General features: G+C 62.0%; 27 protein-coding genes. 18 read left to right on the top strand and 9 right to left on the bottom strand.

All coding sequences use genetic code 11. The annotated features are described in order from the left end of the window. Positions 1-24: 24 nt before the first annotated feature. The 7 genes from JJD66_RS08210 to gshB form a co-directional block, all read right to left on the bottom strand. Positions 25-1296, bottom strand: coding sequence for a dihydroorotase (locus JJD66_RS08210; protein WP_200647942.1), 1272 nt, complete (start codon positions 1294-1296; stop codon positions 25-27). Next, positions 1293-2297 (bottom strand): aspartate carbamoyltransferase catalytic subunit, encoded by a 1005-nt coding sequence (locus tag JJD66_RS08205; protein ID WP_034128938.1) that lies wholly within the window; start codon positions 2295-2297, stop codon positions 1293-1295. Before JJD66_RS08205 ends, JJD66_RS08210 begins: the two co-directional genes overlap by 4 nt. 24 nt (positions 2298-2321) lie before the next feature. After that, positions 2322-2828, bottom strand: a complete 507-nt coding sequence (gene pyrR / locus JJD66_RS08200) for a bifunctional pyr operon transcriptional regulator/uracil phosphoribosyltransferase PyrR (protein WP_198715570.1) — start codon at positions 2826-2828, stop codon at positions 2322-2324. A 132-nt stretch (positions 2829-2960) separates the two neighbouring features. Continuing rightward, on the bottom strand, positions 2961-3398 hold the full coding sequence (gene ruvX / locus JJD66_RS08195) for a Holliday junction resolvase RuvX (RefSeq protein ID WP_003195067.1): 438 nt from the start codon (positions 3396-3398) through the stop codon (positions 2961-2963). After that, positions 3398-3967 (bottom strand): YqgE/AlgH family protein, encoded by a 570-nt coding sequence (locus tag JJD66_RS08190; RefSeq protein WP_200647941.1) that lies wholly within the window; start codon positions 3965-3967, stop codon positions 3398-3400. The genes ruvX and JJD66_RS08190 overlap by 1 nt, the downstream gene beginning before the upstream one ends. Positions 3968-4049: 82 nt before the next feature. Then, positions 4050-4955, bottom strand: coding sequence for an energy transducer TonB (locus tag JJD66_RS08185; protein ID WP_034128937.1), 906 nt, complete (start codon positions 4953-4955; stop codon positions 4050-4052). 77 nt (positions 4956-5032) lie between these two features. Further along, a complete protein-coding gene (gene gshB, locus JJD66_RS08180; RefSeq protein WP_200647940.1) occupies positions 5033-5986 on the bottom strand; it encodes a glutathione synthase in 954 nt (317 codons plus the stop codon). 238 nt (positions 5987-6224) lie between these two features. Between gshB and pilG the strand changes: the two genes are divergently transcribed. From pilG to JJD66_RS08135, 9 genes are all read left to right on the top strand, one after another. Further along, a complete protein-coding gene (gene pilG, locus JJD66_RS08175) occupies positions 6225-6632 on the top strand; it encodes a twitching motility response regulator PilG (protein ID WP_014720321.1) in 408 nt (135 codons plus the stop codon). Between the two features lie 46 nt (positions 6633-6678). Next, complete coding sequence (gene pilH, locus JJD66_RS08170) at positions 6679-7044, top strand: twitching motility response regulator PilH (RefSeq protein ID WP_014720320.1); 366 nt, start codon at positions 6679-6681, stop codon at positions 7042-7044. Positions 7045-7055: 11 nt separating this feature from the next. Then, entirely contained in the window at positions 7056-7580 is a 525-nt protein-coding gene (locus JJD66_RS08165) for a chemotaxis protein CheW (protein ID WP_105228850.1), read from the top strand. Further along, a complete protein-coding gene (locus tag JJD66_RS08160; RefSeq protein WP_105228849.1) occupies positions 7577-9628 on the top strand; it encodes a methyl-accepting chemotaxis protein in 2052 nt (683 codons plus the stop codon). Before JJD66_RS08165 ends, JJD66_RS08160 begins: the two co-directional genes overlap by 4 nt. Before the next feature lie 108 nt (positions 9629-9736). Then, the gene (locus JJD66_RS08155) at positions 9737-15556 is read left to right on the top strand and encodes an Hpt domain-containing protein (protein WP_200647939.1); all 5820 of its coding nucleotides are present in this window, start codon (positions 9737-9739) and stop codon (positions 15554-15556) included. Further along, complete coding sequence (locus JJD66_RS08150) at positions 15549-16004, top strand: chemotaxis protein CheW (RefSeq protein ID WP_003195048.1); 456 nt, start codon at positions 15549-15551, stop codon at positions 16002-16004. Before JJD66_RS08155 ends, JJD66_RS08150 begins: the two co-directional genes overlap by 8 nt. A 287-nt stretch (positions 16005-16291) precedes the next feature. Beyond that, on the top strand, positions 16292-16675 hold the full coding sequence (locus JJD66_RS08145) for a polymorphic toxin type 44 domain-containing protein (protein ID WP_105228847.1): 384 nt from the start codon (positions 16292-16294) through the stop codon (positions 16673-16675). Next, positions 16653-17072 (top strand): hypothetical protein, encoded by a 420-nt coding sequence (locus JJD66_RS08140; protein ID WP_105228846.1) that lies wholly within the window; start codon positions 16653-16655, stop codon positions 17070-17072. The genes JJD66_RS08145 and JJD66_RS08140 overlap by 23 nt, the downstream gene beginning before the upstream one ends. Positions 17073-17266: 194 nt before the next feature. After that, positions 17267-17443, top strand: a complete 177-nt coding sequence (locus JJD66_RS08135; protein WP_219848556.1) for a DUF6124 family protein — start codon at positions 17267-17269, stop codon at positions 17441-17443. A gap of 115 nt (positions 17444-17558) precedes the next feature. Here JJD66_RS08135 and JJD66_RS08130 read toward each other — a convergent pair whose 3' ends face one another. After that, complete coding sequence (locus tag JJD66_RS08130; RefSeq protein ID WP_020301914.1) at positions 17559-17846, bottom strand: HigA family addiction module antitoxin; 288 nt, start codon at positions 17844-17846, stop codon at positions 17559-17561. Between the two features lie 14 nt (positions 17847-17860). Next, positions 17861-18139 carry a type II toxin-antitoxin system RelE/ParE family toxin gene (locus JJD66_RS08125; RefSeq protein ID WP_056783018.1) on the bottom strand — a complete coding sequence of 93 codons (279 nt, stop codon included), beginning with the start codon at positions 18137-18139 and terminating at the stop codon, positions 17861-17863. A gap of 377 nt (positions 18140-18516) precedes the next feature. Here JJD66_RS08125 and JJD66_RS08120 point away from each other — a divergent pair, with 377 nt between their 5' ends. The 9 genes from JJD66_RS08120 (at position 18517) to mdcH (ending at position 25608) form a co-directional block, all read left to right on the top strand. Continuing rightward, positions 18517-18753: a DUF6124 family protein gene (locus tag JJD66_RS08120; protein ID WP_105228845.1), complete on the top strand. Its 237-nt coding sequence runs from the start codon at positions 18517-18519 to the stop codon at positions 18751-18753. A gap of 151 nt (positions 18754-18904) precedes the next feature. Then, positions 18905-19633, top strand: a complete 729-nt coding sequence (locus tag JJD66_RS08115; RefSeq protein ID WP_200647938.1) for a hypothetical protein — start codon at positions 18905-18907, stop codon at positions 19631-19633. 83 nt (positions 19634-19716) lie between these two features. Continuing rightward, positions 19717-21387 (top strand): malonate decarboxylase subunit alpha, encoded by a 1671-nt coding sequence (gene mdcA, locus JJD66_RS08110; RefSeq protein WP_065885368.1) that lies wholly within the window; start codon positions 19717-19719, stop codon positions 21385-21387. Next, a complete protein-coding gene (locus tag JJD66_RS08105) occupies positions 21388-22221 on the top strand; it encodes a triphosphoribosyl-dephospho-CoA synthase (protein ID WP_200647937.1) in 834 nt (277 codons plus the stop codon). Further along, complete coding sequence (locus JJD66_RS08100) at positions 22221-22520, top strand: malonate decarboxylase subunit delta (protein ID WP_054897567.1); 300 nt, start codon at positions 22221-22223, stop codon at positions 22518-22520. Before JJD66_RS08105 ends, JJD66_RS08100 begins: the two co-directional genes overlap by 1 nt. After that, on the top strand, positions 22513-23355 hold the full coding sequence (locus tag JJD66_RS08095; protein ID WP_200647936.1) for a biotin-independent malonate decarboxylase subunit beta: 843 nt from the start codon (positions 22513-22515) through the stop codon (positions 23353-23355). Before JJD66_RS08100 ends, JJD66_RS08095 begins: the two co-directional genes overlap by 8 nt. After that, entirely contained in the window at positions 23352-24122 is a 771-nt protein-coding gene (gene mdcE, locus JJD66_RS08090) for a biotin-independent malonate decarboxylase subunit gamma (RefSeq protein WP_200647935.1), read from the top strand. Before JJD66_RS08095 ends, mdcE begins: the two co-directional genes overlap by 4 nt. Next, positions 24116-24712: a malonate decarboxylase holo-ACP synthase gene (locus JJD66_RS08085; protein WP_200647934.1), complete on the top strand. Its 597-nt coding sequence runs from the start codon at positions 24116-24118 to the stop codon at positions 24710-24712. Before mdcE ends, JJD66_RS08085 begins: the two co-directional genes overlap by 7 nt. Further along, positions 24709-25608, top strand: coding sequence for a malonate decarboxylase subunit epsilon (mdcH, locus tag JJD66_RS08080; RefSeq protein ID WP_200647933.1), 900 nt, complete (start codon positions 24709-24711; stop codon positions 25606-25608). The genes JJD66_RS08085 and mdcH overlap by 4 nt, the downstream gene beginning before the upstream one ends. Positions 25609-25657 lie beyond the last annotated feature (49 nt).

The following is a 25657-nucleotide window of genomic DNA, read 5'->3' as shown; positions in this document are numbered from 1 at the left end:
TAACCACATTAGATCGGCGAGCTATCAAGCCTGGTAGCTGATCCGCCCATCCATCAAGGTATACCGCACCGTCGCCGGCAGGCTGTGGCCGATGAACGGGCAGTTTTCGCCCTTGGACAACCAACGCTCACCAGCCACCGTCGAGCTTGCCAGGTCGAACAGCACCAGGTCCGCCGGTGAACCCACCGCCAACTGGCCCGCCGGCAAGCGCAGGGCCTCGGCCGGGCCGGCGCTCAGGCGTGCCAGCAGTGTCGGCAGGTCCAGCAAGCCGTCTTCCACCAGCGTCATCGCCAGTGGCAACAACAACTCCACGCTGCTGATGCCTGGCTCGGTCGCGCCAAACGGTGCCAGCTTGGCGTCTCGCTCGTGAGGTTGGTGATGGCTGGAAATCGCCGACACCACACCCGACTTCACCGCCGCACGCAAACCGTCAAGGTCAGCCTTGGTGCGCAGCGGGGGCTGTACGTGGTACAGGCTGGAGAAGTCGATCAGCGCCTCATCCGTCAGGATCAATTGGTACAGGGCGACATCCGCGGTGACCCGCAAGCCGCGGGCCTGGGCCTGGGCGATCAGAGCCACGCCCCGGGCGCTGGTCAACTGGCTGAAATGCGCACGCACGCCGCTTTGTTCCACCAGCAACAGGTCACGAGCGAGAGCCACGGTTTCTGCTGTTTCCGGAATGCCCGGCAGGCCGAGGAAGCTGGCCACTGCGCCTTCGTGGGCCAGGCCGCCTTCGGCCAGGTCGCGATCCTGGGAATGGAAGATCACCGTCAAGTCGAAGGTGGCCGCGTATTCCAGGGCGCGGCACAAGGTGCGCGTGCTGCGAAAGCTTTCCAGGCCGTTGCCGAAGGCCACGCAACCGGCGTCACGCAGAGCGATCAATTCGGCGAGTTGTTCGCCATCCAGGCCCTTGCTCAAGGCACCAATGGGAAACACTTTGCAGTTGCCGGCTTCGCGGGCGCGGTCGAGGATCAGCTCGGTCACGGCCGACGTGTCCAGCACCGGCTTGGTGTTGGGCGGGCAACACAGGCTGGTCACGCCACCGGCTGCCGCGGCCTGGGTTTCGCTGGCGATATTGCCTTTGCGGCTGTAGCCCGGTTCACGCAGTGCGACATTCAGGTCCACCAGCCCAGGCGCGGCCACCAGGCCCTTGGCATCGATGCTCTGGCCGGCGTTGAAGCCTGCGGGGGCGGCGCCCATGGCGACGATCTTGCCGGCGTCCAGGTGTAGATCGGTAACTTGGTCCAGGCCACTGGCCGGGTCGATGACTCGGGCGCCGAGAATGCTGAGCTTCACTGGGCCTGCTCCTGCTCGAATTGACGTTGCGCGGTTTGCCCGCTCATGGCCATGGACAGCACGGCCATGCGCACGGCGATGCCGTAGGTCACTTGGTTGAGAATCACCGACTGCGGGCCATCGGCCACCGCCGACTCAATTTCCACGCCGCGGTTGATCGGCCCCGGGTGCATCACGATTGCATCCGGCTTGGCCATGGCCAGGCGTGCGGTGGTCAGGCCGAACAGGCGGTAGAACTCACCTTCGCTGGGCAACAAGCCCCCGGCCATGCGCTCGCGTTGCAGGCGCAGCATGATCACTACGTCCACATCCTTGAGGCCCTCGGCCATGTCGGTGTAGACCTTCACGCCATACTGTTCGATGCCGATTGGCAACAGGGTCTTGGGCGCGATCACGCGGATATCCGGGCAACCCAGGGCCTTGAGAGCCAGCATGTTCGAACGCGCCACCCGCGAATGCAGGATGTCGCCGACGATGGCTACCGAGAGGTTTTCAAAGCTGCCCTTGTGCCGACGAATGGTGAGCATGTCGAGCATGCCCTGGGTCGGGTGCGCGTGACGGCCGTCGCCGCCATTGATGATCGCCACGTTCGGGCACACATGCTCGGCGATGAAATGCGCAGCGCCGGAGTCGCCGTGGCGTACCACGAACATGTCGGCTGCCATGGCTTCCAGGTTGCGCAGGGTATCGAGCAGGGTTTCGCCCTTGCTCGCCGACGAGGTGGACACGTTCAACGTGATCACATCGGCCGACAGCCGCTGGGCCGCCAGTTCAAAGGTGGTGCGGGTGCGGGTGGAGTTCTCGAAGAACACGTTGCAGATGGTTTTACCGCGCAACAGCGGGACTTTCTTCACTGCCCGGCCACCGACTTCCAGGAACGAGTCGGCGGTGTCGAGGATCTCGGTGAGCAACTCGCGGGGCAAACCGTCGAGGGACAAGAAGTGTTGCAACTGGCCCTGAGCATTGAGCTGCAGCGGGCGCTTGGCATCTAGAGGCGTCATCGCGGGGACTCTTTACAAGGCGGTTTAAAGGACAAGGTCTTGCAGTTCGAGTTCGAGCGGCGTAGGACCGGACAATTTTACCCGCTGCTGGGGGGCAAGCGACAGGGTCGCGCCTACGACGTCCGGGCTGATCGGCAGTTCGCCGGCATCCAGGTCCAGCAGGCACACCAGGGTCACGCTGGCCGGGCGGCCATAGTCGAACAGTTCGTTCATGGCGGCGCGGATGGTGCGGCCGCTCATCAGCACGTCGTCGATCAGTACCAGGTGCTGGCCTTCGATCTCGAAGGGCAGGGCCGAAGGGCGCACTTGTGGATGCAGGCCGTTCTGGCTGAAATCGTCGCGGTAGAAGGACACATCCAGGGTGCCCAGGGGCGAATCGCTGCCCAGTGCTTCCAGCAATGCCTGGGCTACCCACACGCCACCGGTGCGTATGCCGATAAAACGCGGTTCGCTGATGGCACGGTGTTCCAGGTGCGCCTTGAGGCGTATCGCCATCTGGCTGATCAGTTCGGCAGGGTTCGGCAAGCTCATGGTGGCTCCTTATCAAGTGTGTAGGAGCGAGCTTGCCCGCGAAAAACTCATGGGCACCGCGTTCATCCAGCCTTATCGCGGTATCGTTAACGTTCTTCGCGGGCAAGCCCGCTCCCACAGGATCGCGGCGGGTCAGGATTCAAATAAAGCGGTGTTTTCATCCAGCCAGCCCTGCAACAGCAAGGCCGCGGCGATGGCGTCTACCGGGTTGTCGCGGTAACTGCCCTTTTGCCCGCCACGGTCGCGGCGCTCCCCCTTGGCTTCGAAGGTGGTGAGGCGTTCGTCGTGGGTATAGAAGGGCAGGTTGTAGCGGCCATTGAGGCGGCGCGCGAATTTCTCGGCGCGCAGGCACATGTCACTGGGGGTGCCATCCATGTTCAGGGGCAGGCCGACCACCACCGCGTCAGGCTTCCACTCTTTAATCAGGGCTTCGACCTGGTTCCAGTCCGGCACGCCGTTCTGGGCCTTGAGGGTGCACAGTTCGCGGGCCTGGCCGGTGATGACCTGGCCAACCGCTACGCCGATCTGTTTGGTGCCGTAGTCAAAACCGAGGATCAGACGCAAAGCCATCAGGCGTGCCCCGCCTGGCTGGTCAGCAGGCTGAGGTTGACCCGCAGCTTGGCTGCTGCCGCTTCCAGGCGCAGTTCGCTGGCGGTGTTGAACAGGATGTCAGCGTCGAACGGGCAGGTCAGCCAGGCATTGCTGGCCAGTTCGGCCTCCAGTTGCCCGGCTTCCCAACCGGCGTAGCCCAGGGTGATCACACTTTGCTCAGGGCCGACGCCGTCGGCGATGGCGAACAGCACGTCCTGGGATGTGGACAGTGACACCCCATCAAGGTCTACCGTGGCCTGAAACGTCGGCCCGGTGGGGTGCAGCACAAAACCGTGATCGGTCTGCACCGGCCCGCCGATGTAGATCGGTACGCCCTGGCAACGCGCCGGCGGGTCGATTTCCGGGCGCAGTTGCTCAAGGATATCGGCCAGGTTCAGCTCCTGCGGGCGGTTGACCACCAACCCCATGGCACCATTGGCCGTGTGCTCGACGATGTAGGTCAAGGTCTGCGCAAAGTTCGGGTCGGCCATATGGGGCATGGCGATCAGGAATTGGTGCTTGAGGTAGGTCGGGCTGACGTTTTTCATGTCCGCTAGTGTGGCGTTGGAGGGACGAACTGACAAGTGCGGGCGCGAGCCCGGTCGCGGAGCGTGGGAACGATCTGTGCGATCAGTTGCTGGACAACCGGTCGCCCTTGGCGAACCGCCAGGTGCGGATGATTTCCAGGCGGTCCACGTCGCTCAAGTCGCCGCTGAACGGCGCAAAGGGCGCGGCCAGGCGCACGATGCGTTGCGCAGCCTGGTCCAGCAGCGGCTGGCCGGAGGACTCCAGCACCTGCACCTCATACAGCGAGCCGTCACGGTTGATCGACACCAGCAAGCGCAAATTGCCATAAATCTGTTGGCGCCGCGCCTCGTCCGGGTAATTGAGGTTGCCGATGCGTTCGACCTTCTTGCGCCACTCGTCCTTATACCAGGCACCTTTATCGCGCATGGTTGAGGCGGCGTTCAGGCGGTAGATGCGCGGGCGCTTGGCATAAAGCTGTTGCTCATGGGCCAGTTCGGCTTCCAGGCTGGAAATTTCGTCGGATAACGTCGAACTGTCGAACGTCGGCGCAGGTTTCACTGGCTCGGGCTTGGGTTCGGTCTTGGCCTTTTCGCGCTGGGTCGGGGCTTTTTGCGGTTTGGGCGCGACAGTGGTCACCGCAGCCTTGGGCGTGGCCTGCCTGACCTCAGGCTTGGGCGCTGGCGGCGGAGTGACCTTCTTGACCTGGTTGTCGTGGAAGGGCGCTACCTCGGTGGTCTTGGGCACTGCTTTCTTGTCGAGGGTGCCGCTGCCCTGTTGGTTGTCCTGGGCGAGAAAGTCAGCCTTTTCGGGCTTCTTTTCGCTCTTGAACGTGGCGAGAGTGATTTCCAGGGTCTTGGTGATCTGCTTGGGTTCGACCAGGGTGAATCCCACGCCCAGGAGCAGGGCGAGATGAATCAAGGCAGCAAGAAACAGGGTAAAACCGAGACGATCGGCCGGGCGCACGCCGCTGGGGGAGAATTCGGGGGGCAGATCGGACGGGAGTGTCATGACAAGAAAACCAACATCGCGCGTTTCACAGGTGGCGCATGATAACGCAATGTTGGTAGGTGTCCGGCTGTTCTATGTCACTTGGCTTGTAGCTTGCGTTCAATGGCGGCCATCAGCATTTCGCCGATGTTCGTGCCAAATGCGTTGTCGATCTCGCGAATACAGGTCGGGCTGGTGACGTTGATTTCAGTGAGGCTCTCGCCAATTACGTCTAATCCGACAAATAGCAGACCTTTTTCCCGCAGGGTTGGACCGACTTGAGCGGCAATCCAGCGGTCTTTTTCTGATAACGGCCGCGCTTCACCGCGACCACCGGCCGCCAGGTTGCCACGGGTCTCGCCGGCTGCCGGGATGCGCGCCAGGCAATAATCCACCGGCTCGCCGTCAATCATCAGGATACGCTTGTCGCCATCCTTGATCGCCGGCAGGTAGGCCTGGCCCATGATCTGCTGGGTGCCTAGGGCGGTCAGGGTTTCGAGGATCACCGACAGGTTCGGGTCGCCGGCGCGGTGACGGAAGATCGAGGTGCCACCCATGCCGTCCAGCGGCTTGAGGATCACGTCGCCATGCTTGGCGGCGAATTCACGCAGTACATCGGCGCGGCGGCTGACCACGGTCGGTGGCGTGCACTGCGGGAACAGGGTGGCGAACAGCTTTTCATTACAGTCGCGCAGGCTTTGCGGCTTGTTGACGATCAACACGCCTGCACGTTCGGCCTGCTCCAGCAGGTAGGTGGAGTACACAAATTCCATGTCGAACGGCGGATCCTTGCGCATCAGGATCACGTCGAGGTCGCTCAGCGGGCTGTCGATTTCGTCAGAAAGCTCGAACCACTTCTCGGGGTTGGCAAACACCTGCAGCGGGCGCATGCGTGCGCGGGCCTCGCCGTCACCCTGGTAAAGGTCGCGCTGCTCCATATAGAACAAGGTCCAGCCGCGGGCCTGGGCGGCCAGGAGCATGGCCAGCGAACTGTCCTTTTTATAGGAAATGCTGGCGATAGGGTCCATGACAATGCCGACGCGAACGCTCATGGGGATTTCCTCTAGCAAATTAGGGCGCATAAAAGTGGCGTCAGAGTGGCGCTGCGGCTGTTGTGGGTCAAGGAAAAACCACTGGGCGGGTGCCTCGATAGATTGCGCCAGGAGACTGTGCTAAAAAGGCTGGCACGGCGCAGCAGCCCTTGAATTCCAAGGCTTGCGGCGTTCATCCTGTGCAACATCAGGCAGTACACACCGAAAACCGATTCGCTGTGGCGATGGTAGAGCAGATATGGAACAGCATTCCAACGCCTTGAAGGTGATGGTGATCGACGATTCGAAAACGATCCGCCGCACCGCCGAGACGCTGTTGAAGAACATGGGGTGCGAGGTCATCACGGCGATCGACGGTTTCGACGCCCTGGCCCGTATTGTCGATCATCACCCGCACATTATCTTCGTCGACATCATGATGCCGCGCCTGGACGGCTACCAGACCTGCGCCCTGGTGAAGAACAACCCGGCGTTCAAGTCGATCCCGGTGATCATGTTGTCTTCCAAGGACGGCCTGTTCGACAAGGCCAAGGGGCGCATCGTGGGTGTCGATCAATTTTTGACCAAGCCTTTCAGCAAGGAAGAACTGCTGGGGGCGATCAAGGCCTATGTGCCTGGGTTCGCCGCAGTAGAACAAGCACACTGACGCCGCCTCACGAGGGCCGGCGCCGACCAATGTAGCGGGGAAAACCATGGCACGTGTTCTGATCGTCGACGATTCGCCGACCGAAATGTACAAACTCACCGGCATGCTGGAAAAGCATGGTCACCAGGTGCTCAAGGCCGAAAACGGCGCGGACGGCGTGGCCCTGGCCCGCCAGGAAAAGCCCGACGCGGTGCTGATGGATATCGTGATGCCCGGCCTCAACGGCTTCCAGGCCACGCGCCAGTTGTCCAAGGAGCCGGAAACCAACGGTATCCCGATCATTATCATCACCACCAAGGACCAGGAAACCGACAAAATCTGGGGCGCACGCCAGGGCGCCAAGGACTACCTGACCAAGCCTGTGGATGAAGAAACCCTGATTGCCACCCTGAACAAGGTGCTGGCCGGCTAAGGCTTGCGATCATGACCGAGTCGCAAACCGCCTTCGAGCTGCTGCTGGACATCGACCGCCGCTGCCGCTTGCTGGCCGCGGACCTGCCATCCCAGGAAACGCGCCTGCAACGCTGGAGCGGCATCGCTTTCCGCATAGGGCCAAACGCCTACGTGGCGCCCATGGGCGAAGTCGCCGAGGTGTTGCATGAGCCACGTTGCACCTTGATGCCGGGGGTCAAGCCCTGGGTCAAGGGCGTGGCCAACCTGCGCGGGCGCTTGCTGCCGGTGATGGACCTGGGCGGTTTCCTGGGCCTTGAGTTGTCCAGGGCGCGCAAGCAACGGCGGGTGCTGGTGGTGGAGTTCAACGACCTGTTTGTCGGGCTGCTGGTAGATGAGGTGGTAGGCATGCAGCATTTCCCATTGGATGCCTGGGTGGCGAGCGCTGCCTCGAGCGCGCCGTTTATTCAGGGCCAGTTCGACGGCGACCCGCCGTGGCACGTCTTCAGCCCCTTCGCCCTGGCCCAGGCCCCTGGCTTCATGGATGTTGCCGCATGAGCACCGCTACCACGCCCAAACCCCAGGCCGCTTCACGCAGCCGTTCGCAGATCATCGTGCTGTTTATCGCCTTGATCGTGTTCATCATGCTGCTGTTCGCCAACTTCGCGTACCTCAACACCCAGTCCACCTACGATAAGCAGTACATCGGCCACGCCGGTGAGCTGCGCGTGCTGTCCCAGCGCATTGCCAAGAACGCCACCGAGGCCGCTGCCGGGAAAGCGGCGGCGTTCAAGCTGCTGGGCGATGCGCGCAACGATTTTGCCCAACGCTGGGGCTACCTGAAAAAAGGTGACCCGCAAACCGGCTTGCCGGCGGCGCCCAGTGCGGTGCGCGCCGAAATGCGGGCGGTGCAGACCGACTGGGAGGCGCTGCTGAAAAACACCGACGCCATCCTGGCCAGCGAGCAGACCGTGTTGTCGTTGCACCAGGTGGCGGCGACCCTGGCCGAAACCGTGCCGCAACTGCAAATGGAGTCGGAAAAGGTCGTCGATATCCTGCTGCAACGCGGCGCGCCGGCCAGCCAGGTGGCGTTGGCCCAGCGCCAGTCGCTGCTGGCCGAACGTATCCTGGGGGCGGTCAACACGGTGCTGGCGGGGGATGAAACCGCCGTGCAGGCCGCCGATGCCTTCGGTCGCGATGCCAACCGTTTTGGCGTGGTGCTCAATGGCATGCTCAACGGCAACCCGGGGCTGCGTATCACCCAGGTTGAAGACCCGGACGCCCGGGCGCGGCTGGCGGACATCGCCGAGCTGTTCGAATTTGTCTCCGGCTCCGTGGATGAAATTCTCGAGACCTCGCCGCAGTTGTTCCAGGTGCGCGCCTCGGCGAGCAATATTTTCAACCTGTCGCAAACCCTGCTCGATGAAGCCTCGCACCTGGCCACGGGTTTTGAAAACCTCGCCAGCGGGCGCAGCTTCGACACCATCGGCGGTTACGTGCTGGGCTTGCTGGCGCTGGCCTCGATCATCCTGATCGGCCTGGTCATGGTGCGCGAGACCAACCGCCAACTGCATGAAACCGCGCAGAAGAACGAGCGCAACCAGAACGCGATCATGCGCCTGCTGGATGAAATCGAAGACCTGGCTGACGGCGACCTCACCGTCACCGCCTCGGTCACCGAAGACTTCACCGGCACCATCGCAGACTCCATCAACTATTCCGTGGATCAACTGCGCGACCTGGTCGCCACCATCAACCTCACTGCCGGGCAGGTCGCCGGTGCGGTGCAGGACACCCAGGCCACCGCCATGCACCTGGCCCAGGCGTCGGAGCATCAGGCCCAGCAGATTGCCGAAGCGTCCACGGCGATCAATCAGATGGCGCAGTCCATCGACCAGGTGTCGGCCAACGCGGCCGAATCCTCGGCGGTAGCTGAACGCTCGGTAGAGATCGCCAACAAAGGCAACGAGGTGGTGCACAACACCATCCACGGCATGGACAACATTCGCGAGCAGATCCAGGACACCGCCAAGCGCATCAAGCGTTTGGGCGAATCGTCCCAGGAAATTGGCGACATCATCAGCCTGATCGACGACATCGCCGACCAGACCAACATCCTCGCTCTCAACGCCGCGATCCAGGCCAGCATGGCCGGTGACGCCGGGCGCGGTTTTGCGGTGGTGGCCGATGAAGTGCAACGGTTGGCCGAACGCTCCTCGGCGGCCACCCGGCAGATCGAAACCCTGGTGCGCACCATTCAGGCTGACACCAACGAAGCGGTGATTTCCATGGAGCAGACCACCACCGAAGTGGTGCGCGGCGCACGCCTGGCCCAGGACGCCGGGGTGGCGCTGGAAGAGATCGAAGGCGTGTCCAAAACCCTGGCAGCGCTGATCCAGAGTATTTCCAACGCGGCGCAGCAACAGACCTCATCGGCGGGGCAGATTTCCCTGACCATGAACGTGATCCAGCAGATCACCACCCAGACGTCGTCGGGTTCCACCGCCACCGCAGAAAGCATTGGTAACCTGGCGAAGATGGCCAGCCAGTTGCGCAGGTCGGTATCGGGTTTTACCTTGCCGCCGCCCAAGCAGGTCGATGATTGAAATACGACCTGAAGAACACCACAGTCCAACTATGGCAAGCCAGCTCCCCCATTGGATCTCCATTGTTTGTGAGATACCAGCAACTCATGAATTCTAAGCGGAGCAGTTATGGTTGATCGGCACGACTATGTGGCCCTCGAATGGGTCAAGGGCGATATTGCCGAAACCCTGAAGCAGGCCCGGTCGGCCCTGGACGCGTACGTTGAAACCCATGACGACGACGCTCTAAACGAATGCCTGGCCGGTATTCATCAGGTACATGGCGCGCTGCAAATAGTCGAGTTCTACGGCGCGGCGCTGCTGGCCGAAGAGATCGAGGAACTGGCCCTTGCGCTACAGGCCGGGCACGTTGGCCAACGCGATGAAAGTATCCGCCTGCTGCAACAAGCCCTCGGCCAACTGCCGCTGTACCTCGACCGCGTGCACAGTGCCCGCCGCGACTTGCCGCTGGTGGTGCTACCGCTGCTCAACGACCTGCGCAGCGCCCGTGGTGAAAGCCTGCTATCGGAAACCAGCCTGTTCAGCCCGCAACTGCTATCGATCGAACCGTTGCCTGAGCAAGCCCTGGCCCAACGGGCCACGCCGGATCTGCATGAGCAGTTGCGCCAATGGCGCCACCTGCTGCAACAAGCCCTCGCCGGGTTGCTGCGTGAAGACCACGGCCCCAGCAACCTGGAAGACATGGCGCGGGTGTTCGCACGCCTTGAAGCGCTATGCCAGGGTGCGCCGCTGCTGCCTTTGTGGCAGGTCACCTCGGCGTTGGTCGAAGGCATGCTCACCGGCGTGGTCGCCAACAGCCCGGCGCTGCGCAGCCTGCTCAAGGCCAGCGACAAGCAACTCAAGCGCTTGCTGGTTCAAGGCATCAATGGCATCAACCAGCCGGCACCGGACGAGTTGCTCAAGAGCCTGTTGTTCTACGTCGCCAAAGTCACCCGGCCGACGCCGCGCATGCAGAGCCTGAAGGAGCGCTACGGCTTGGACGAAGCCTTGCCCGACAGCGCCGTGGTCGATGCTGAACGTGCACGGCTGGCCGGGCCGGATCGCAATGCCATGGGCTCGGTACTCGGGGCGTTGTGTGAGGAACTGGTGCGGGTCAAGGAACGCCTGGATCTGTTCGTGCGCAGTGATCGGCAGCACACCCAGGACCTCGAGCCGTTGCTGGCGCCGTTGCGGCAGATCGCCGATACCCTCGCGGTGCTGGGTTTCGGCCAGCCGCGCAAAGTGATCATCGACCAACTCGCCGTGGTGTTGAGCCTGGTCCAGGGGCAGCGCGAACCCAATGACGCGGTGTTGATGGATGTGGCCGGCGCGTTGCTGTATGTCGAAGCGACGTTGGCCGGGATGATCGGCACCGTCGAACCGCAAAGCCGTGAAGACAGCCGCTTGCCCACCACCGACCTGACCCAGATCCATCAGTTGGTGATTCGTGAGTCGTGCCAGTGCCTGCGCCAAGCCAAGGAGCTGGTGATCGACTGCATTGAGGCTGATTGGGATCGTCAGCGCCTGGAGTCCTTGCCCGAGCTACTGAGCCAGGTGCGTGGTGCCCTGGCGATGATTCCCTTGCCGCGTGCGGCGAGCCTGATGCGCGGTTGCACCGATTACGTCGACGAGCAATTGATGATCAACGAGGCCGCCCCTTCAGCGACACAACTGGCGCATTTCGCCGAAGTGGTCAGCAGCCTGGAGTACTACCTCGAACGCATGCTTCAAGACCCTGACGCGGCAGGGGAAAAAGTGCTGGAGTTGGCCACCCAGGGCTTGAATGCATTGGGCTACCTGCCGGTGGAAAAACCCTGGCGCCAGGCCTTGGTCGCGCCGGAGGGGGCACTGTCCACCGAGGTTGCGCCAAACCAATCCCAGTTCGATGCCTTGGCCAGCCCTGCATCACGTCTCAACCCTCCAGCCTTGCAGCGTCCCGGTAGCCTGTTGCCGCCGCCGGCCGGTGAAGAACCGATTGACGATGAACTGCGCGAAGTCTTCCTGGAAGAAACCGATGAAGTCCTCGACGTGTTGCATCGCTACCTGCCCGACAGCGCGGACAAAGCCGCCCAGGGCGAAATGCGCCGGGCTTTCCATACCCTCAAGGGCAGCGGCCGCATGGTGCGCGCCCTGGTGCTGGCCGAGCTGGCCTGGGCCGTGGAGAACCTGCTCAATCGCGTGCTGGAACGCAGTGTAGTTCTTGGCCCTGAGGTGCGGCAGGTGTTGGATGAGGCCGTGGCCCTGCTGCCGGAGCTGATCGCCGATTTCGCTAGCGACGACCAGCGCCAGCGCGATGAAGTCGACGCCTTGGCCGCCCGTGCCCATGCCCTGGCCAGTGGCGCTGCAACGTCGACCACCGAGCCCCATGACCCAATGCTGCTGGAGATCTTCCGCAACGAAGCCCTGGGCCATCTGGACAGCCTCGACCACTTCCTGCAACAGGCCGCCGAGCAGGTGCCGCTGCAGGTCAGCGATGAACTGCAGCGCGCCTTGCACACCCTCAAGGGCAGCGCCTACATGGCCGGCGTGTTGCCCATTGCCGAACTGGCGCGCCCGCTGGATCACCTCACCCGTGAGTACAAGGCCCACCGCGTGCCGCTGGACAAGGACGAAGTGGCGTTGTTGCTTGAGGCACAAGGGCTGTTCCAGCGCGGGGTGCGTGACCTGGACAACAATCCCCTGGCGCCGATCCACGGCGCGGCCAGCGTGATCAGCCGCACCCAACACCTGCTGGAGCATCAACTGGCCGCCTTGCTCGACGCGCCCACGGCCGGCCTGCGCGTCAAGCGTGACCCGCACTTGATCACCAACTTCCTGGCCCAGGGCATGGACATCCTGCTCGACGCTGAAAGCCTGCTGCGCCGCTGGCAGCAACACCCCGGCGACCGTCAGGAACTCACGGCGTTGCTGGACGAACTGACCACCCTGGGCGAGGGTGCGCACCTTGCCGACCTGCATCCTATCGACGCGTTGTGCGAAGCCTTGCTCGACCTGTATGGCGCGGTAGAGGAAAGCAGCCTGGCGGTCAGCGCCCGGTTCTTCCACGAGGCCGAACAGGCCCATGACGCGCTGATCAACATGCTCGACCAGTTGGCCGCCGGCCAGGAAATCAGCCCCGCGCCCGCACGGCTGCAGGCGTTGCGTGCGTTGCTGGACGAAGCCTTGGACCCGTCCGCCACAGGCCTGATCAAAAGCGACGGCAGCCGCACCCTGAGTATCTCCGAGTTGGGCGCGGCCACTGCGCAGTTGGATCACGCCACCGCGATGGACGACGAGATTGTCGAGATCTTCCTTGAGGAGGCCGTAGACATCCTCGACAGCGCCGGCCAGTCGCTCAAGCGCTGGTTACTGGAGCCCGACAGCGCTGCGCCCTTGTCCTCGTTGCAGCGGGATCTGCACACCCTCAAGGGTGGTGCGCGCATGGCCGAAATCGACCCGGTGGGCGACTTGGCCCATGAGCTCGAATGCGTTTATGAGGGTCTGGTAGACCGCCGCTACAGCTATTCCGTCGAGCTGTCCCAGGCACTGATGGCCAGCCACGAACGCTTGGCACAACAATTGGAAGAACTGCAACAACAGCAACCCTTGAGTGACGGCGCCGAACTGATCGAAGGGCTGCGGCAATTGCGCCAGGCCAGCAGCCCGGCAGCGCCGGCTGCGGTGGCGCCAGCCTCGGGTGCCGACCCGGAATTGCTGGATATATTCCTCGAAGAAGCCGCCGATATCCTCGACAGCTCAGGCAGCGCGCTTTTGCGCTGGCAAGACGAGCCGGGCAATCGCCAAGAGGTGGAAACCCTGCTGCGTGACCTGCACACCCTCAAGGGTGGTGCACGCATGGTCGAGATCGGGCCGATCGGCGATCTGGCCCATGAGCTGGAATTTCTTTACGAAGGGCTTTCCGCCGGTTTGCTCGCGCCGAGCCCTGAGTTGTTTGCACTGCTGCAAGGTTGCCATGATCGCCTGGCGCAGATGATCGACGCCGTGGCCGAGGGGTTGCCGGTGGGTTCGGTGGATAAACTCATCGAACGCATCAAGAGCCTGGTGCACCCCAGTGATGAGCCGGTCACACCGGTGGCGCTGCCGGCGGGCAAGGCCGAAGCGGTCGCCGATCCGGCTGCCGACATGGTGAAAATCTCTGCCGACTTGCTCGATGACCTGGTCAACCTGGCCGGCGAAACCTCGATCTTCCGTGGGCGTATCGAGCAGCAAGTCAAGGATGCGCGCATTGCCTTGAGTGAGATGGAAACCACCATCGAGCGCATGCGCGACCAACTGCGTCGGCTCGACAGCGAAACCCAGGGCCGCCTCTTGAGCCGCCAGCAAGCCGAGGCCGAACGCCTGGGCTACGAAGAATTCGACCCGCTGGAAATGGACCGCCACTCGCAGTTGCAACAGCTGGCCCGTGCGCTGTCCGAATCTGCCTCCGACCTGCTCGATCTCAAGGACACCCTTGAGCGCCGCAACCAGGATGCCCACAACCTGCTGCAGCAACAGGCACGCATCAACACCGAATTGCAGGAAGGCCTGATGCGCACGCGCATGGTGCCTTTCGAGCGCATGTTGCCACGCCTCAAGCGCATCGTGCGGCAAGTGGCGGGCGAGTTGGGCAAGGACGTGGAGTTTATCGTCGGCAATGCCGAAGGCGAGATGGACCGCAATGTGCTGGAACGCATGGCGGCCCCCTTGGAGCATATGCTGCGCAACGCCGTCGACCACGGCCTGGAGTCCCGCGAAGTGCGGCTGGCTGCGGGTAAACCGGAAAAGGGCCGCATCACCCTGGACCTGACCCACGAAGGCGGCGACATCGTCTTCGACATGCGTGACGACGGCGCGGGTGTGCCCCTCGAAGCGGTGCGACGCAAGGCGATCAAGCGCGGCCTGCTCGCGCCCCATCAAGAGATCAGCGACCGTGACGTGTTGCAGTTCATCCTGCAACCGGGCTTTTCCACTGCCGAAAAAATCACCCAGATTTCCGGGCGCGGCGTGGGCATGGACGTGGTGCATGAAGAAGTACGCCAGCTCGGCGGCTCGATGGTGATCGACTCGACGCCGGGCATGGGCGTGCATTTTCGCATTCGCCTGCCGTTTACCGTGTCGGTCAATCGTGCGCTGATGGTGCACTGCGCGGACGACCAATACGCGATCCCGCTCAACACCATCGAAGGCTTGGTGCGCGTGCTGCCCCACGAATTGGCGGGGCACTACCAGCAAGACCCACCGCACTATGAATACGCCGGCCAGCGCTACGAGTTGTTCTACCTCGGTGACCTGCTGCACACCGCCAGCCGCCCTAAACTGCTGGGCCAGTACCAGCCGGTGCCGGTACTGCTGGTGCACTGCAATGAACGCCGCGTGGCGGTGCACGTGGATGCCATGGCCGGTACCCGCGAGATTGTGGTCAAGGGCCTGGGGCCGCAATTCTCCGGGGTGCAGGGCGTGACCGGCGCGACCATCCTGGGCGACGGCCATGTGGTGCTGATCATCGACCTGCTGGCGCACATCCGCGCTCGGCAACCGGCCTTGCCGGCCCAGGCAGTGGATGCGCCGCTGATCCTCAACGACCCATTGAAAAAACGCCCGCTACTGGTGCTGGTGGTAGACGACTCGGTCACCGTGCGCAAAGTCACCAGCCGCCTGCTGGAGCGCAACGGCATGAACGTGCTCACCGCCAAGGACGGCATCGACGCCCTCGCGGTGCTTGAGGAGCACACCCCGGACCTGATGCTGCTCGACATCGAAATGCCGCGCATGGACGGCTTCGAAGTGGCCATTCAGATACGCAACGACCCACGCCTGATGCGCTTGCCGATCATCATGATCACCTCACGCACCGGCCAGAAACACCGCGACCGCGCCATGGCCATTGGCGTCAACGACTACCTCGGCAAGCCGTACCAAGAGTCGGTGCTGCTGGAAAGCATCGCTTATTGGAGCAAGTCCCATGCTTGAACACCGCACCAGCCAGCTCACCGGCCTGCTACTGCCCCTGGCCGACCGCCACCTGGTGCTGCCCAACGTTGCCGTGGCCGAACTGATCGACTTCCAGCGCGGCGAACCGGCCAGCGATGCGCCGCCGTGGTATCTGCGGCAAGTGACCTGGCGCGATCGGCAAATTCCGTTGATCAGTTTTGAGGCTGCCTGCGGTGAAGCCAGCATGACGGGAGAACGCTCACGCATCGTGGTGTTGAATGCACTGGGCGGGCGACCGACCTTGAAGTTCATTGCCCTGGTGATCCAGGGTATTCCCCGCTCGTACAAGCTCGACAGCGAATTGAGCTACGTGGACGTGCCCCTGTGCCCGCTGGAGCTGGCAGCAGTGCAAGTGGGCGAGCAGGTGGCGAAGGTGCCGGATTTGATGGGGCTTGAAGCGCTGCTGGTAGAGTCCGGCCTGGCCTGATCCTGAGCCCTATGACGATCAAATGTGGGAGCTGGCTTGCCTGCGATAGCGGCCTGTCAGTCAACATCTCTGCAACTGACCCATCGTTATCGCAGGCAAGCTGCTCCCACACTGAGCTGCGCTCATCTCCAGGTCTCAATCAATCCACGCAGAGCGTGCAAATAATCGATGAGTGTCGGAATAGGATGGAGTTGCTGTAGGCGAGTTCTGAATTTGGAATAGGCGGGTTTTAGGCCGTAGTGCAGTGGCTAGTTTCTGCACTCCTCACTGCCAGCAAGGACTCGCAAATGGCCGTACCGTTAATGCCGCCCGGTGTTTCAATTCTTGAAAACATGGCGATATCCAACTGCAAACGCATTTATCTCAAGCCCGGCTCGGCATTCGCCTATTCCCGGTTTTACTCCCAGGTCCGTGCGGCCGGCCCTTGGAACTACAAGAAGCAGGGGCGTCAGTACGAAGCCTTTGGTAACTTCAATTACGGTGCCACGGGCACGGTGCTGGGCATTCCCGAAAATGTGTTGCTGCGAGCCGCCGGTGTGGCTCAAACCGTCGTCAGAACGACTCGTCCGGATTTTGGATCATGGTGGGGCGGTGAGCCTTTTGGTGATGACCCACGGGACCAATATTGGATAAGAAGAGGTATCGAATATGCCATTTCGCAAGGCCACTAAGCGCCTCATACCTGTTCTGCGTAATTGCCTGCTTGTGATCTGCCTGCTCTATATCGGCGGCAGTTGGGTCCTGTCGCCCGGAACACCGGACCTGGATGAAGTGGTGTTGAAGCATTCCCTGGGCAACGGTATGTCGATCTATGGTGCGCGAGATGCCCAAGGTGGCGCGACGGTGGGGTTTTCCTACAGGTACTACGTGCATAAGGATTTGGGAAGTGATCAGGAAATACTCAGCGCATTAGTGTCGGCACCTGCTTTTCTCAAAACAAAAGAGCCGGATGTTCAAGTCAATAATGAGGGTGGTGCCCTGCATCTGGTTATTCAGGGAGAAGTGTATGAGTACCACAGTTATGCGCTGGAGGGCCTTGGGAAGGTCAGGGTGATGATGGTGTTGTGATGGGCCGGCGCTCAGATTTTTCCTGCAAGCGGGCCTTTTTTATGCCTGCCGTACTCGTTATGACAGCTGTGCGTGGGAGAATCTTCGGAATCTGCCGGGGTCCGATATGCCCGGTCTTGCACACCTGCGCACGGCTGCACCTTATCTGCGTGCAAGCGGAAGAGGGCAGCCTCCATCACATATCGGAGCTGTAAATCATGGTCAATGCCAGCGAAACCCTGTCCTCGCTCAATGCGCTCACCTGCAACCTGGCCTTCGACCTGGACACTTCCCAGCGCGCCATCATGCTGGGGGTCCAGCAAATGGCAGAGTTGGGGCAGTTGTTGGTCGATAGAGCGCTGGAGCAAGTCAGCCCGTCGCCAGCAACTTGAAACGGTCCCAAAAAGGGGCTGATCGTTCCCTCTTTGGGACCGCTATCTAACCAACACCACCGACCAATGTGGGAGTAGGCAAGCTCCCACAACGAGCTACGCGCATCTCTAGGTCTCAATCAATCCGCGCAAACCGTTCAATCACTGGCTGCTCCCGGTGCTCGGCCTGCCATAAGTCATAAGCACTTTGCATCGACAACCATAACTGGGCGGTACTCACGCCCGCGCGCTCCAACCGAACGGCAAGATCCGGGCTGACCGGGGCGTGGCCATGCAAGATCCTTGAAAAAGTCTCACGGGCGAAACCCAGGCGTCTCGCCATCTCGGTGATGGTGATGCCCAAGGCAGGGATCACATCTTCAAGCAGGATCTCACCTGGGTGAGGTGGATTGTGCATACCCATATCAATGCCTCTACTCAGTGGTAGTCAAGATAGTCGACTAGTTCGACCTGATCGTCGAACATCCGAAAAATAATGCGCCAGTTACCACTTATGCTGACGGACCAGTAGTCAAGCAGGTCGCCCTTCAAACGATGGAAGCGCCAGCCGGGCAGGTCCAGTGCATCTGGGTGCTCGGCTTTGTCCAGAATGAGCAGAACGCGGCGCAAGCGCTTTGCATGATTTGCGTTGATGCCTCTGGTTGAACCGGTCTCATAGAAGGCCCTGAGTCCCTTATGTTTCCAGCTAACGATCATGGCATGATTGTGATGTGATGCATCACACTCTGCAATGGCCTTGCATCGGGTTTAACGGTCGGATTCATGATGTCTGCCCGTGGCACGATTCGGATGGAAAAGGCTAGAGAGGCGAGTTCCGAGCAACAACCTGAAAAGCCTGTCGGAGCATTCTTTGCTGCCTATCGGAAGGATGATGGTGGAGGTGGACTTAGGATTTTTCCCGCAAGATTTTGGGCTATGCATGAACTTGTGGTGAGAGGTCCGCACGCCTAGTCTTCGCTCCGTCATCGCAAAAAACGGTGACACGGACGTGCAAGTCCGAGAAACCTGTTTAGGCGCACAAGACGCCTAGAACCAAAGGCGTTCCTTAATGAGACATTCAGGAACCGCATACCATGTCGAACTCCTCCTCATCCAACCTCTTCACCGTAAACCCGCACCAAGACACCGAAACCCTGCTGGTCAACGCCAGCGAAACCCTGTCCTCCCTCAACGCACTCACCTGCAACCTGGCCTTCGACCTAGACACTTCCCAGCGCGCCATCATGCTGGGGATCCAGCAATTGGTAGAGTTGGGGCAGTTGTTGGTTGATAGAGCGCTGGAGCAAGTCAGCCCGTCGCCAGCAACTTGAAACGGTCCCAAAAAGTGACTGATCGTTCCCTCTTTGGGACCGCTATCTAATCAACACCACCGACCAATGTTGGAGCAGGCAAGCCAGCTTCTACATCAAGCTTTATGTGCTACGGCCGATAAGGAGGATTCAGTTTTAGGGATGGAGTGATGTGGGCGTGATGGAATTTCTTGGCGCAGTAGGCAACAGTTTTTCATTTCTCTACAACATGGTTACCGGCGCTTTGATCTTATGGGGCCTGACAGTGACCGCAACAGCGTCCGCAGTCAGGTCATTGGCTGAGGGGCGTGGTGCGCTATGGGGGGCCATGATTTCGACTGTAGGTGCAGTGATCATCCTACTGCTGATCCAGTTGATCGGTGTTCCCGAAGACACAATTAACGTTTTAAACAACTTCATCATCATGACCCTAGGAGGGCTGGGGTCCGGTCTGCTAGCTGTTGCACTCGTGACCAAGCCGAACGCGGTCGAGGCGTTGAAATTCAAACTGGCGTTGTTCAACATTCTTGATTACGCCTTTGTCTGGTTGGGGCTGTCCTCTCTGTCCATGATTTTTCTTTTCCTTATTTCGAAGCTCTCCGGTCGCATAGTGGCAACTGATCATGCGCTTGGCATCATGCTTATTACCTTCCTGTTCACCTTTTTGAGCATTGTGCTGCTTGAGTGCCGTAACAAATTCGCTAAATGGGAAGAGTCGGTCGGACTGGGTCTATTCCTTTTACTACTTGTGCTCTTGGTGCTCTATACAGGGACGCTCGCCTCGGTATGGTCCAAGGCACCGGGTTGGATACTGACGTTAAATAGTCTGGTGGCTTGCTCGATAGTGAGCACATCAATGTATTACCGCAGGCGTGGTGCTGCACCGTTACTCCAGCCGTAACGATCCAGCACCAAGCTTGATTGATACCTCTCCACATTCGCTCCTAAGGTACAGCCCACGACAGCAAACCCCGTGGAGCGACCATGACAACAACCATCACCCCCGACTCGCGCTGGACGCGGCGGCGCGACGAGAAGCAGCGGCGGCTCGGGCTGGTCAAACAGTATGCAGACGGGGCGGTGTTGCCCAGTGACAAGATCGTCGAGGCCCTTGAAGCCTTGATCCTCCCCGGCGACCGCGTGGTGCTGGAGGGCAACAACCAGAAGCAGGCCGATTTTCTCTCGCGCTCCCTGGCCAAGGCCGACCCGGCCAAGCTCCACGATTTGCACATGATCATGCCCAGTGTCGGGCGCTCCGAGCACTTGGATTTGTTCGAGAAAGGCATCGCCCGCAAGCTCGACTTTTCCTTCGCCGGCACCCAATCCCTGCGCATCAGCCAGTTGCTGGAAGACGGCCTGCTGGAAATCGGCGCGATCCACACCTACATAGAACTTTACGCCCGGCTGGTGGTGGACCTGATCCCCAACGTGGTGCTCTCCGCTGGTTTCATGGCTGACCGGGCCGGTAACATTTACACCGGCGCCAGCACCGAAGACACCCCGGCGCTGATCGAGCCCGCCGCCTTCAGCGATGGCATCGTCATCGTGCAAGTCAACCAGTTGGTGGATGACGTCACCGACTTGCCCCGCGTCGACATCCCCGCAAGCTGGGTCGATTTCGTGGTTGTGGCCGACAAGCCGTTCTACATCGAACCGCTGTTCACCCGCGACCCGCGCCATATCAAGCCGGTGCATGTGTTGATGGCGATGATGGCGATCCGTGGCATCTACGAAAAACACAATGTGCAGTCGCTCAACCATGGCATTGGCTTCAACACCGCCGCCATCGAATTGATCCTGCCCACCTACGGCGAATCCCTGGGCCTCAAAGGCAAGATCTGCCGCAACTGGACCCTCAACCCGCACCCCACATTGATCCCGGCGATTGAAAGCGGTTGGGTGCAAAGCGTGCATTGCTTCGGCACCGAACTGGGCATGGAAAACTATATTGCCGCACGCCCGGATGTGTTCTTCACCGGCCGCGATGGCTCGATGCGCTCCAACCGCATGTTCTGCCAACTCGCCGGCCAATACGCCGTGGACCTGTTTATCGGCGCCACCCTGCAAGTGGATGGCGACGGGCATTCCAGCACCGTGACCCGTGGCCGCCTCGCAGGTTTCGGTGGCGCGCCGAACATGGGCCACGACCCACGGGGCCGCCGTCATGGCACACCAGCCTGGCTGGATATGCGCCACGACGATGCCCCCGAAGCCTTGCTTGAACGCGGCAAAAAACTTGTGGTGCAAATGGTCGAGACCTTCCAGGAAGGCGGCAAACCGACCTTTGTCGACACCCTCGATGCGGTGGAAGTGGCCCGCAAAAGCGGTATGCCCCTGGCGCCCATCATGATCTACGGCGACGACGTTACCCATTTGCTCACCGAAGAAGGCATCGCCTACCTGTACAAGGCACGCTCTCTGGAAGAACGTCAGGCGATGATCGCCGCCGTCGCCGGGGTGACCGCCATCGGTATGCGCCACAACCCCAAGGACACTGCGCGCATGCGCCGCGAAGGCTTGATTGCCTTGCCCGAAGACTTGGGTATTCGCCGCACCGACGCCACCCGCGAGTTGTTGGCCGCCAAGAGCGTGGCCGACCTGGTGGACTGGTCCGGTGGCCTCTACAACCCGCCCGCCAAATTCAGGAGCTGGTAAATGCGCGCGCTCAAACAGCATGAACTGAGCCTGGCCGATCGCCTGGCGGATATGGCCGTGGATGCGCTGATCGACGAAGCGGATTTGTCGCCTAAACCTGCCCTGGTAGACCGGCGCGGTAACGGCGCCCACAGCGATTTGCACCTGGGGCTGATGCACGCCTCGGCGCTGTCGTTGTGGCCGATGCTCAAGGAAATGGCCGAGGCCGCGCTCGACATCGGCGAAGTCGGCCTGCCCCTGCGCGAAGCGCTCGGGCGTATTGGCCGGGAAGGCGAGCAGGCCATGCTTGCCACCACCCAGGGCGTGAACACCCATCGCGGTGCGATCTGGGCCCTGGGGTTGCTCACCGCTGCGGCGGCCCTGGAGCCGCGCACCATAACCCTGACCGCCGCCAAGCTGGCCCTGCTCAACGACCGCTTCGCCCCGCAGCCCATGAGCCATGGTGCCCAGGTTGCGCAGCTCTACGGCGCACGCGGTGCCCGTGAAGAAGCCCAGCTCGGTTTTCCCTCGGTGATGCAGCGCGGCCTGCCGCAACTGCACAAGAGCCGCCGCGAAAACGCCGGTGAGCAGAACGCCCGGCTGGATGCTTTGCTGGCGATCATGACGGACCTGGCAGACACCTGCGTGCTCTACCGCGCCGGTACCGAAGGCCTGGCTACCATGCAACAGGGCGCCCAGGCCGTGCTCGACGCCGGTGGCAGCGCAACCCTGGCCGGACGCCGCCAACTGCATGAACTGGACCTGCAACTGCTGGCCTTGAATGCCTCCCCCGGCGGCGCCGCCGACCTGTTGGCCGCCTGCCTGTTTATCGACCGCCTCGACGGAGCGTTGTGATGGAAACCTTATCCTTTGAATTCCCCGCCGGGCAGCCCCCCAAAGGCCGTGCGCTGGTGGGTTGCGTCGGCTCGGGCGACCTGGAAGTGCTGCTGGAGCCGGGCACGCCCGGCACCTTGACCATCCAGGTGCAAACCTCGGTCAATGGCGCGCAGCAACGCTGGCAGCACCTGTTCGAACGCATCTTCCAGGAGCAGACGCCACCGGCCCTGAACATTGATATCCACGACTTCGGTGCCACGCCCGGTGTGGTGCGCTTGCGATTGGAGCAAGGTTTCGAGGAGGTCGGCCATGACTGACTTACTCGCTAAACACAGCTTTGTCGAACTTGGCGCCCGGCAGCGCGCCAAGGCGCTGTTGGATGCGGGCACCTTCCGCGAGTTGATCGACCCGTTCCAGCGGGTCATGTCGCCGTGGCTCAGCCGCCAGGGCGTGGTGCCCCAGGCCGATGATGGTGTGGTGATCGCCAAGGGCAGCATCGGCGCCAAGCCTGTGGTGATTGCCGCGATCGAGGGTAATTTCCAGGGCGGCAGCCTGGGTGAAGTTGGCGGCGCGAAAATCGCGGGCGCCTTGGAGCTGGCGGCCGAAGACAACCGCAACGGCATCCCCACCTGCGCGGTGCTACTGCTGGAAACGGGCGGCGTGCGCTTGCAGGAAGCCAACCTGGGCCTGGCTGCCATTGCCGACATTCATGCGGCGATTGTCGACCTGCGCCAGTACCAGCCAGTGATCGGCGTGGTGGCCGGCACTGTCGGTTGCTTTGGGGGCATGTCCATCGCGGCTGGCTTGTGCAGTTACCTGGTGGTCACTCGCGAAGCACGCCTGGGCTTGAATGGCCCGCAGGTGATCGAGCAGGAGGCTGGCCTGGAGGAATACGACTCCCGCGACCGCCCCTTTATCTGGAGCCTTACCGGTGGCGAGCAGCGCTTCAACAGTGGCTTGGCCGACCGTTATGTGGCCGACGATGTGGCGCAGATCCAGCAAACCGTCAGCGCGCTGTTGCAGCAGGGCGTGCCCGCACAACCACGCAGCCGGCGCGCTGATTTTTACCTGGCACGCCTGGCCGAACTGGACGCGAGCGCGCAAATCGAGCCGGCGACGGTTCGCGCGCTGTATCAGGGAGAACGCTCATGAGAGGCTTGCAGTGGTTCAACGCATTGAGCGCCAACGCAACGCCGGTCGAAGGTTTGCCGGGCTCATTGAAAGTGGCGGATGGTGTGTTGGGTGAACAGGCGGTGCGCTATATCGCCGTGGTCCCCGACCCGCACAACCGCTTCCCCCGCGCCCGCAATGGCGAAGTCGGCCTACTGGAAGGCTGGGGCTTGGCCAAGGCGGTGGACGAAGCCATCGCCCGGGGTGACAAGCGCCCCATCATCGCTATCGTCGACGTACCCAGCCAAGCCTATGGTCGTCGCGAAGAAGCCCTTGGCATTCATCAGGCCTTGGCCGCCGCCGCTGACAGCTACGCTCGCGCTCGGCTCGCCGGCCACCCGGTGATCGCCCTGCTGGTGGGCAAGGCCATGTCGGGGGCGTTCCTCGCCCACGGCTACCAGGCCAATCGCCTGATCGCCCTGCGCGACCCGGGCGTGATGGTGCATGCCATGGGCAAAGCCTCGGCCGCCCGGGTGACCTTGCGCAGCGTCGAAGAATTGGAAACCCTGGCCGCCAGCGTGCCGCCGATGGCCTACGACATCGACAGCTATGCCAGCCTGGGGTTGCTGTGGGAGACGTTGTCAGTCACCCGGATTGAACACCCCACGACGGATGACGTGGCGCGAGTCAGCGATTGCTTGGTGCAGGCAGTCAAGGATATCGGCAGTACCGACTTGAACTCACGCCTCGGCGCCACCAACCGAGCCGCCTCCAGCCGAGTGCGCCAGCTGTTGCGGGAGCAATGGTGAACGCCCACGACTTGCTCTGGGGCATGACCCTGGCGCATTTGCCTGCCGATGCCCCGGACTGGGTGCGGGACGCGATCCGTGCCGGGCATCCGGTAGTGGTGCGGCGCGCCATCGCCGAGCCGGGTCATGTGGCGGTCGGTGTGCGTGGGCGTTTGCGTGAGCAGCGTTTTGCCGCCCGGATGCCCGTGGCGGCGGTGCAACGGCGGGTGGCTCCGCAAGCTTTGCGAGCGGTGGTCTCACCACGGGATTTACCGGCGCTGCGGGCCCTCGATCAACTGCGGCCGGTGCTGGCGCAGCAAGACTGGGGCGTCAGCGGCAGTGCCGGGTTTGAATTGGCCAGTGGCATTGAAGCGCTGCATGCCAACAGTGACCTGGATTTGATTCTGTGCACGCCCAAGCCCCTGGATCGTAGCGAGGCGCGAGCGCTGTTGGCGATCCTGGACACCGCGCCCTGTGCCGTCGACCTGCAACTGCAAACCCCTTTCGGCGCCGTCGCCTTGCGCGAATGGGCCGGCCCCTCACGCCGTGTGCTGCTCAAGACCGTCAGCGGTGCGCACCTTGTATTCGACCCTTGGCAGGCCGTGGCATGAGCAGCCTTCTGGTGTTTCCGGGGCAGGGCGCCCAACGCAGCGGCATGCTCCAGGGGTTGCCGGCCGACATTCTGCAAGAGGCCAGTGATGCCCTGGGTGAAGACGTTCGTCGACTCGACTCGGCGCAGGCGCTTGAATCGACGCGGGCTGTGCAACTGTGCCTGTTGATCGCCGGCGTGGCCCATGCCCGGCGATTAGAGTGCACGCCGGATTATGTGGCGGGCCTGTCCATCGGCGCCTACCCAGCCGCGGTGATGGCCGGGGCCCTGGACTTCGCTGATGCGATAAAACTGGTCAGCCTGCGGGGCGGACTGATGCAGCAGGCTTATCCACAGGGCTATGGCATGACCGCGCTGATCGGCCCTGATCTTTCCAGCGTCGAGGCCTTGCTGGCGGATATCCACAGCCCGCAAATGCCGGTGTACCTGGCCAATATCAATGCCGACAACCAGACCGTCATCGCCGGCAGCAATGAGGCAATGAAGCGAGTTGCCGAGCGCATCAAAGGCAACGGTGTCGCCAAGCGCCTGGCCGTCAGCGTGCCGTCTCACTGCCCGTTGCTGGAGCAACCCGCCCAGGCACTGTTCCAAGCCTTCGTCCCACTCAAGGCGACGCGCATTACTTACCTGAGCAGCACCCGCGCGCGACCTATCCACAACCCCGAACAACTGCGTGACGACCTGGCCTTCAATATGTGCCGCGTCGTCGATTGGCGCGGCACCGTGCAAAGTGCCTACGAGCGTGGTGTGCGGCTGCAAATCGAACTGCCCCCGGGCGCGGTGCTCACCGGTCTGTCACGCCGTGTTTTCGAACAAGGCACGGTGATCGCCTGCGAAGGCGCCCGCCTGGACACCTTGCAGGCCCTGCTGCAAGAGGAGGAGCGCCGCCACCGATAACGCAGTACCCAAGGCTTTCGAAGCACAAAAACAACAATTTCGAACGAGC

The sequence above is a fragment of the Pseudomonas sp. MF6751 genome, assembly GCF_016613265.1.
GTDB lineage: Bacteria > Pseudomonadota > Gammaproteobacteria > Pseudomonadales > Pseudomonadaceae > Aquipseudomonas > Aquipseudomonas fluorescens_BV.
Note: the sequence above shows the minus strand (reverse complement) of the source record. Positions and strands in the feature narration are given on the sequence as shown.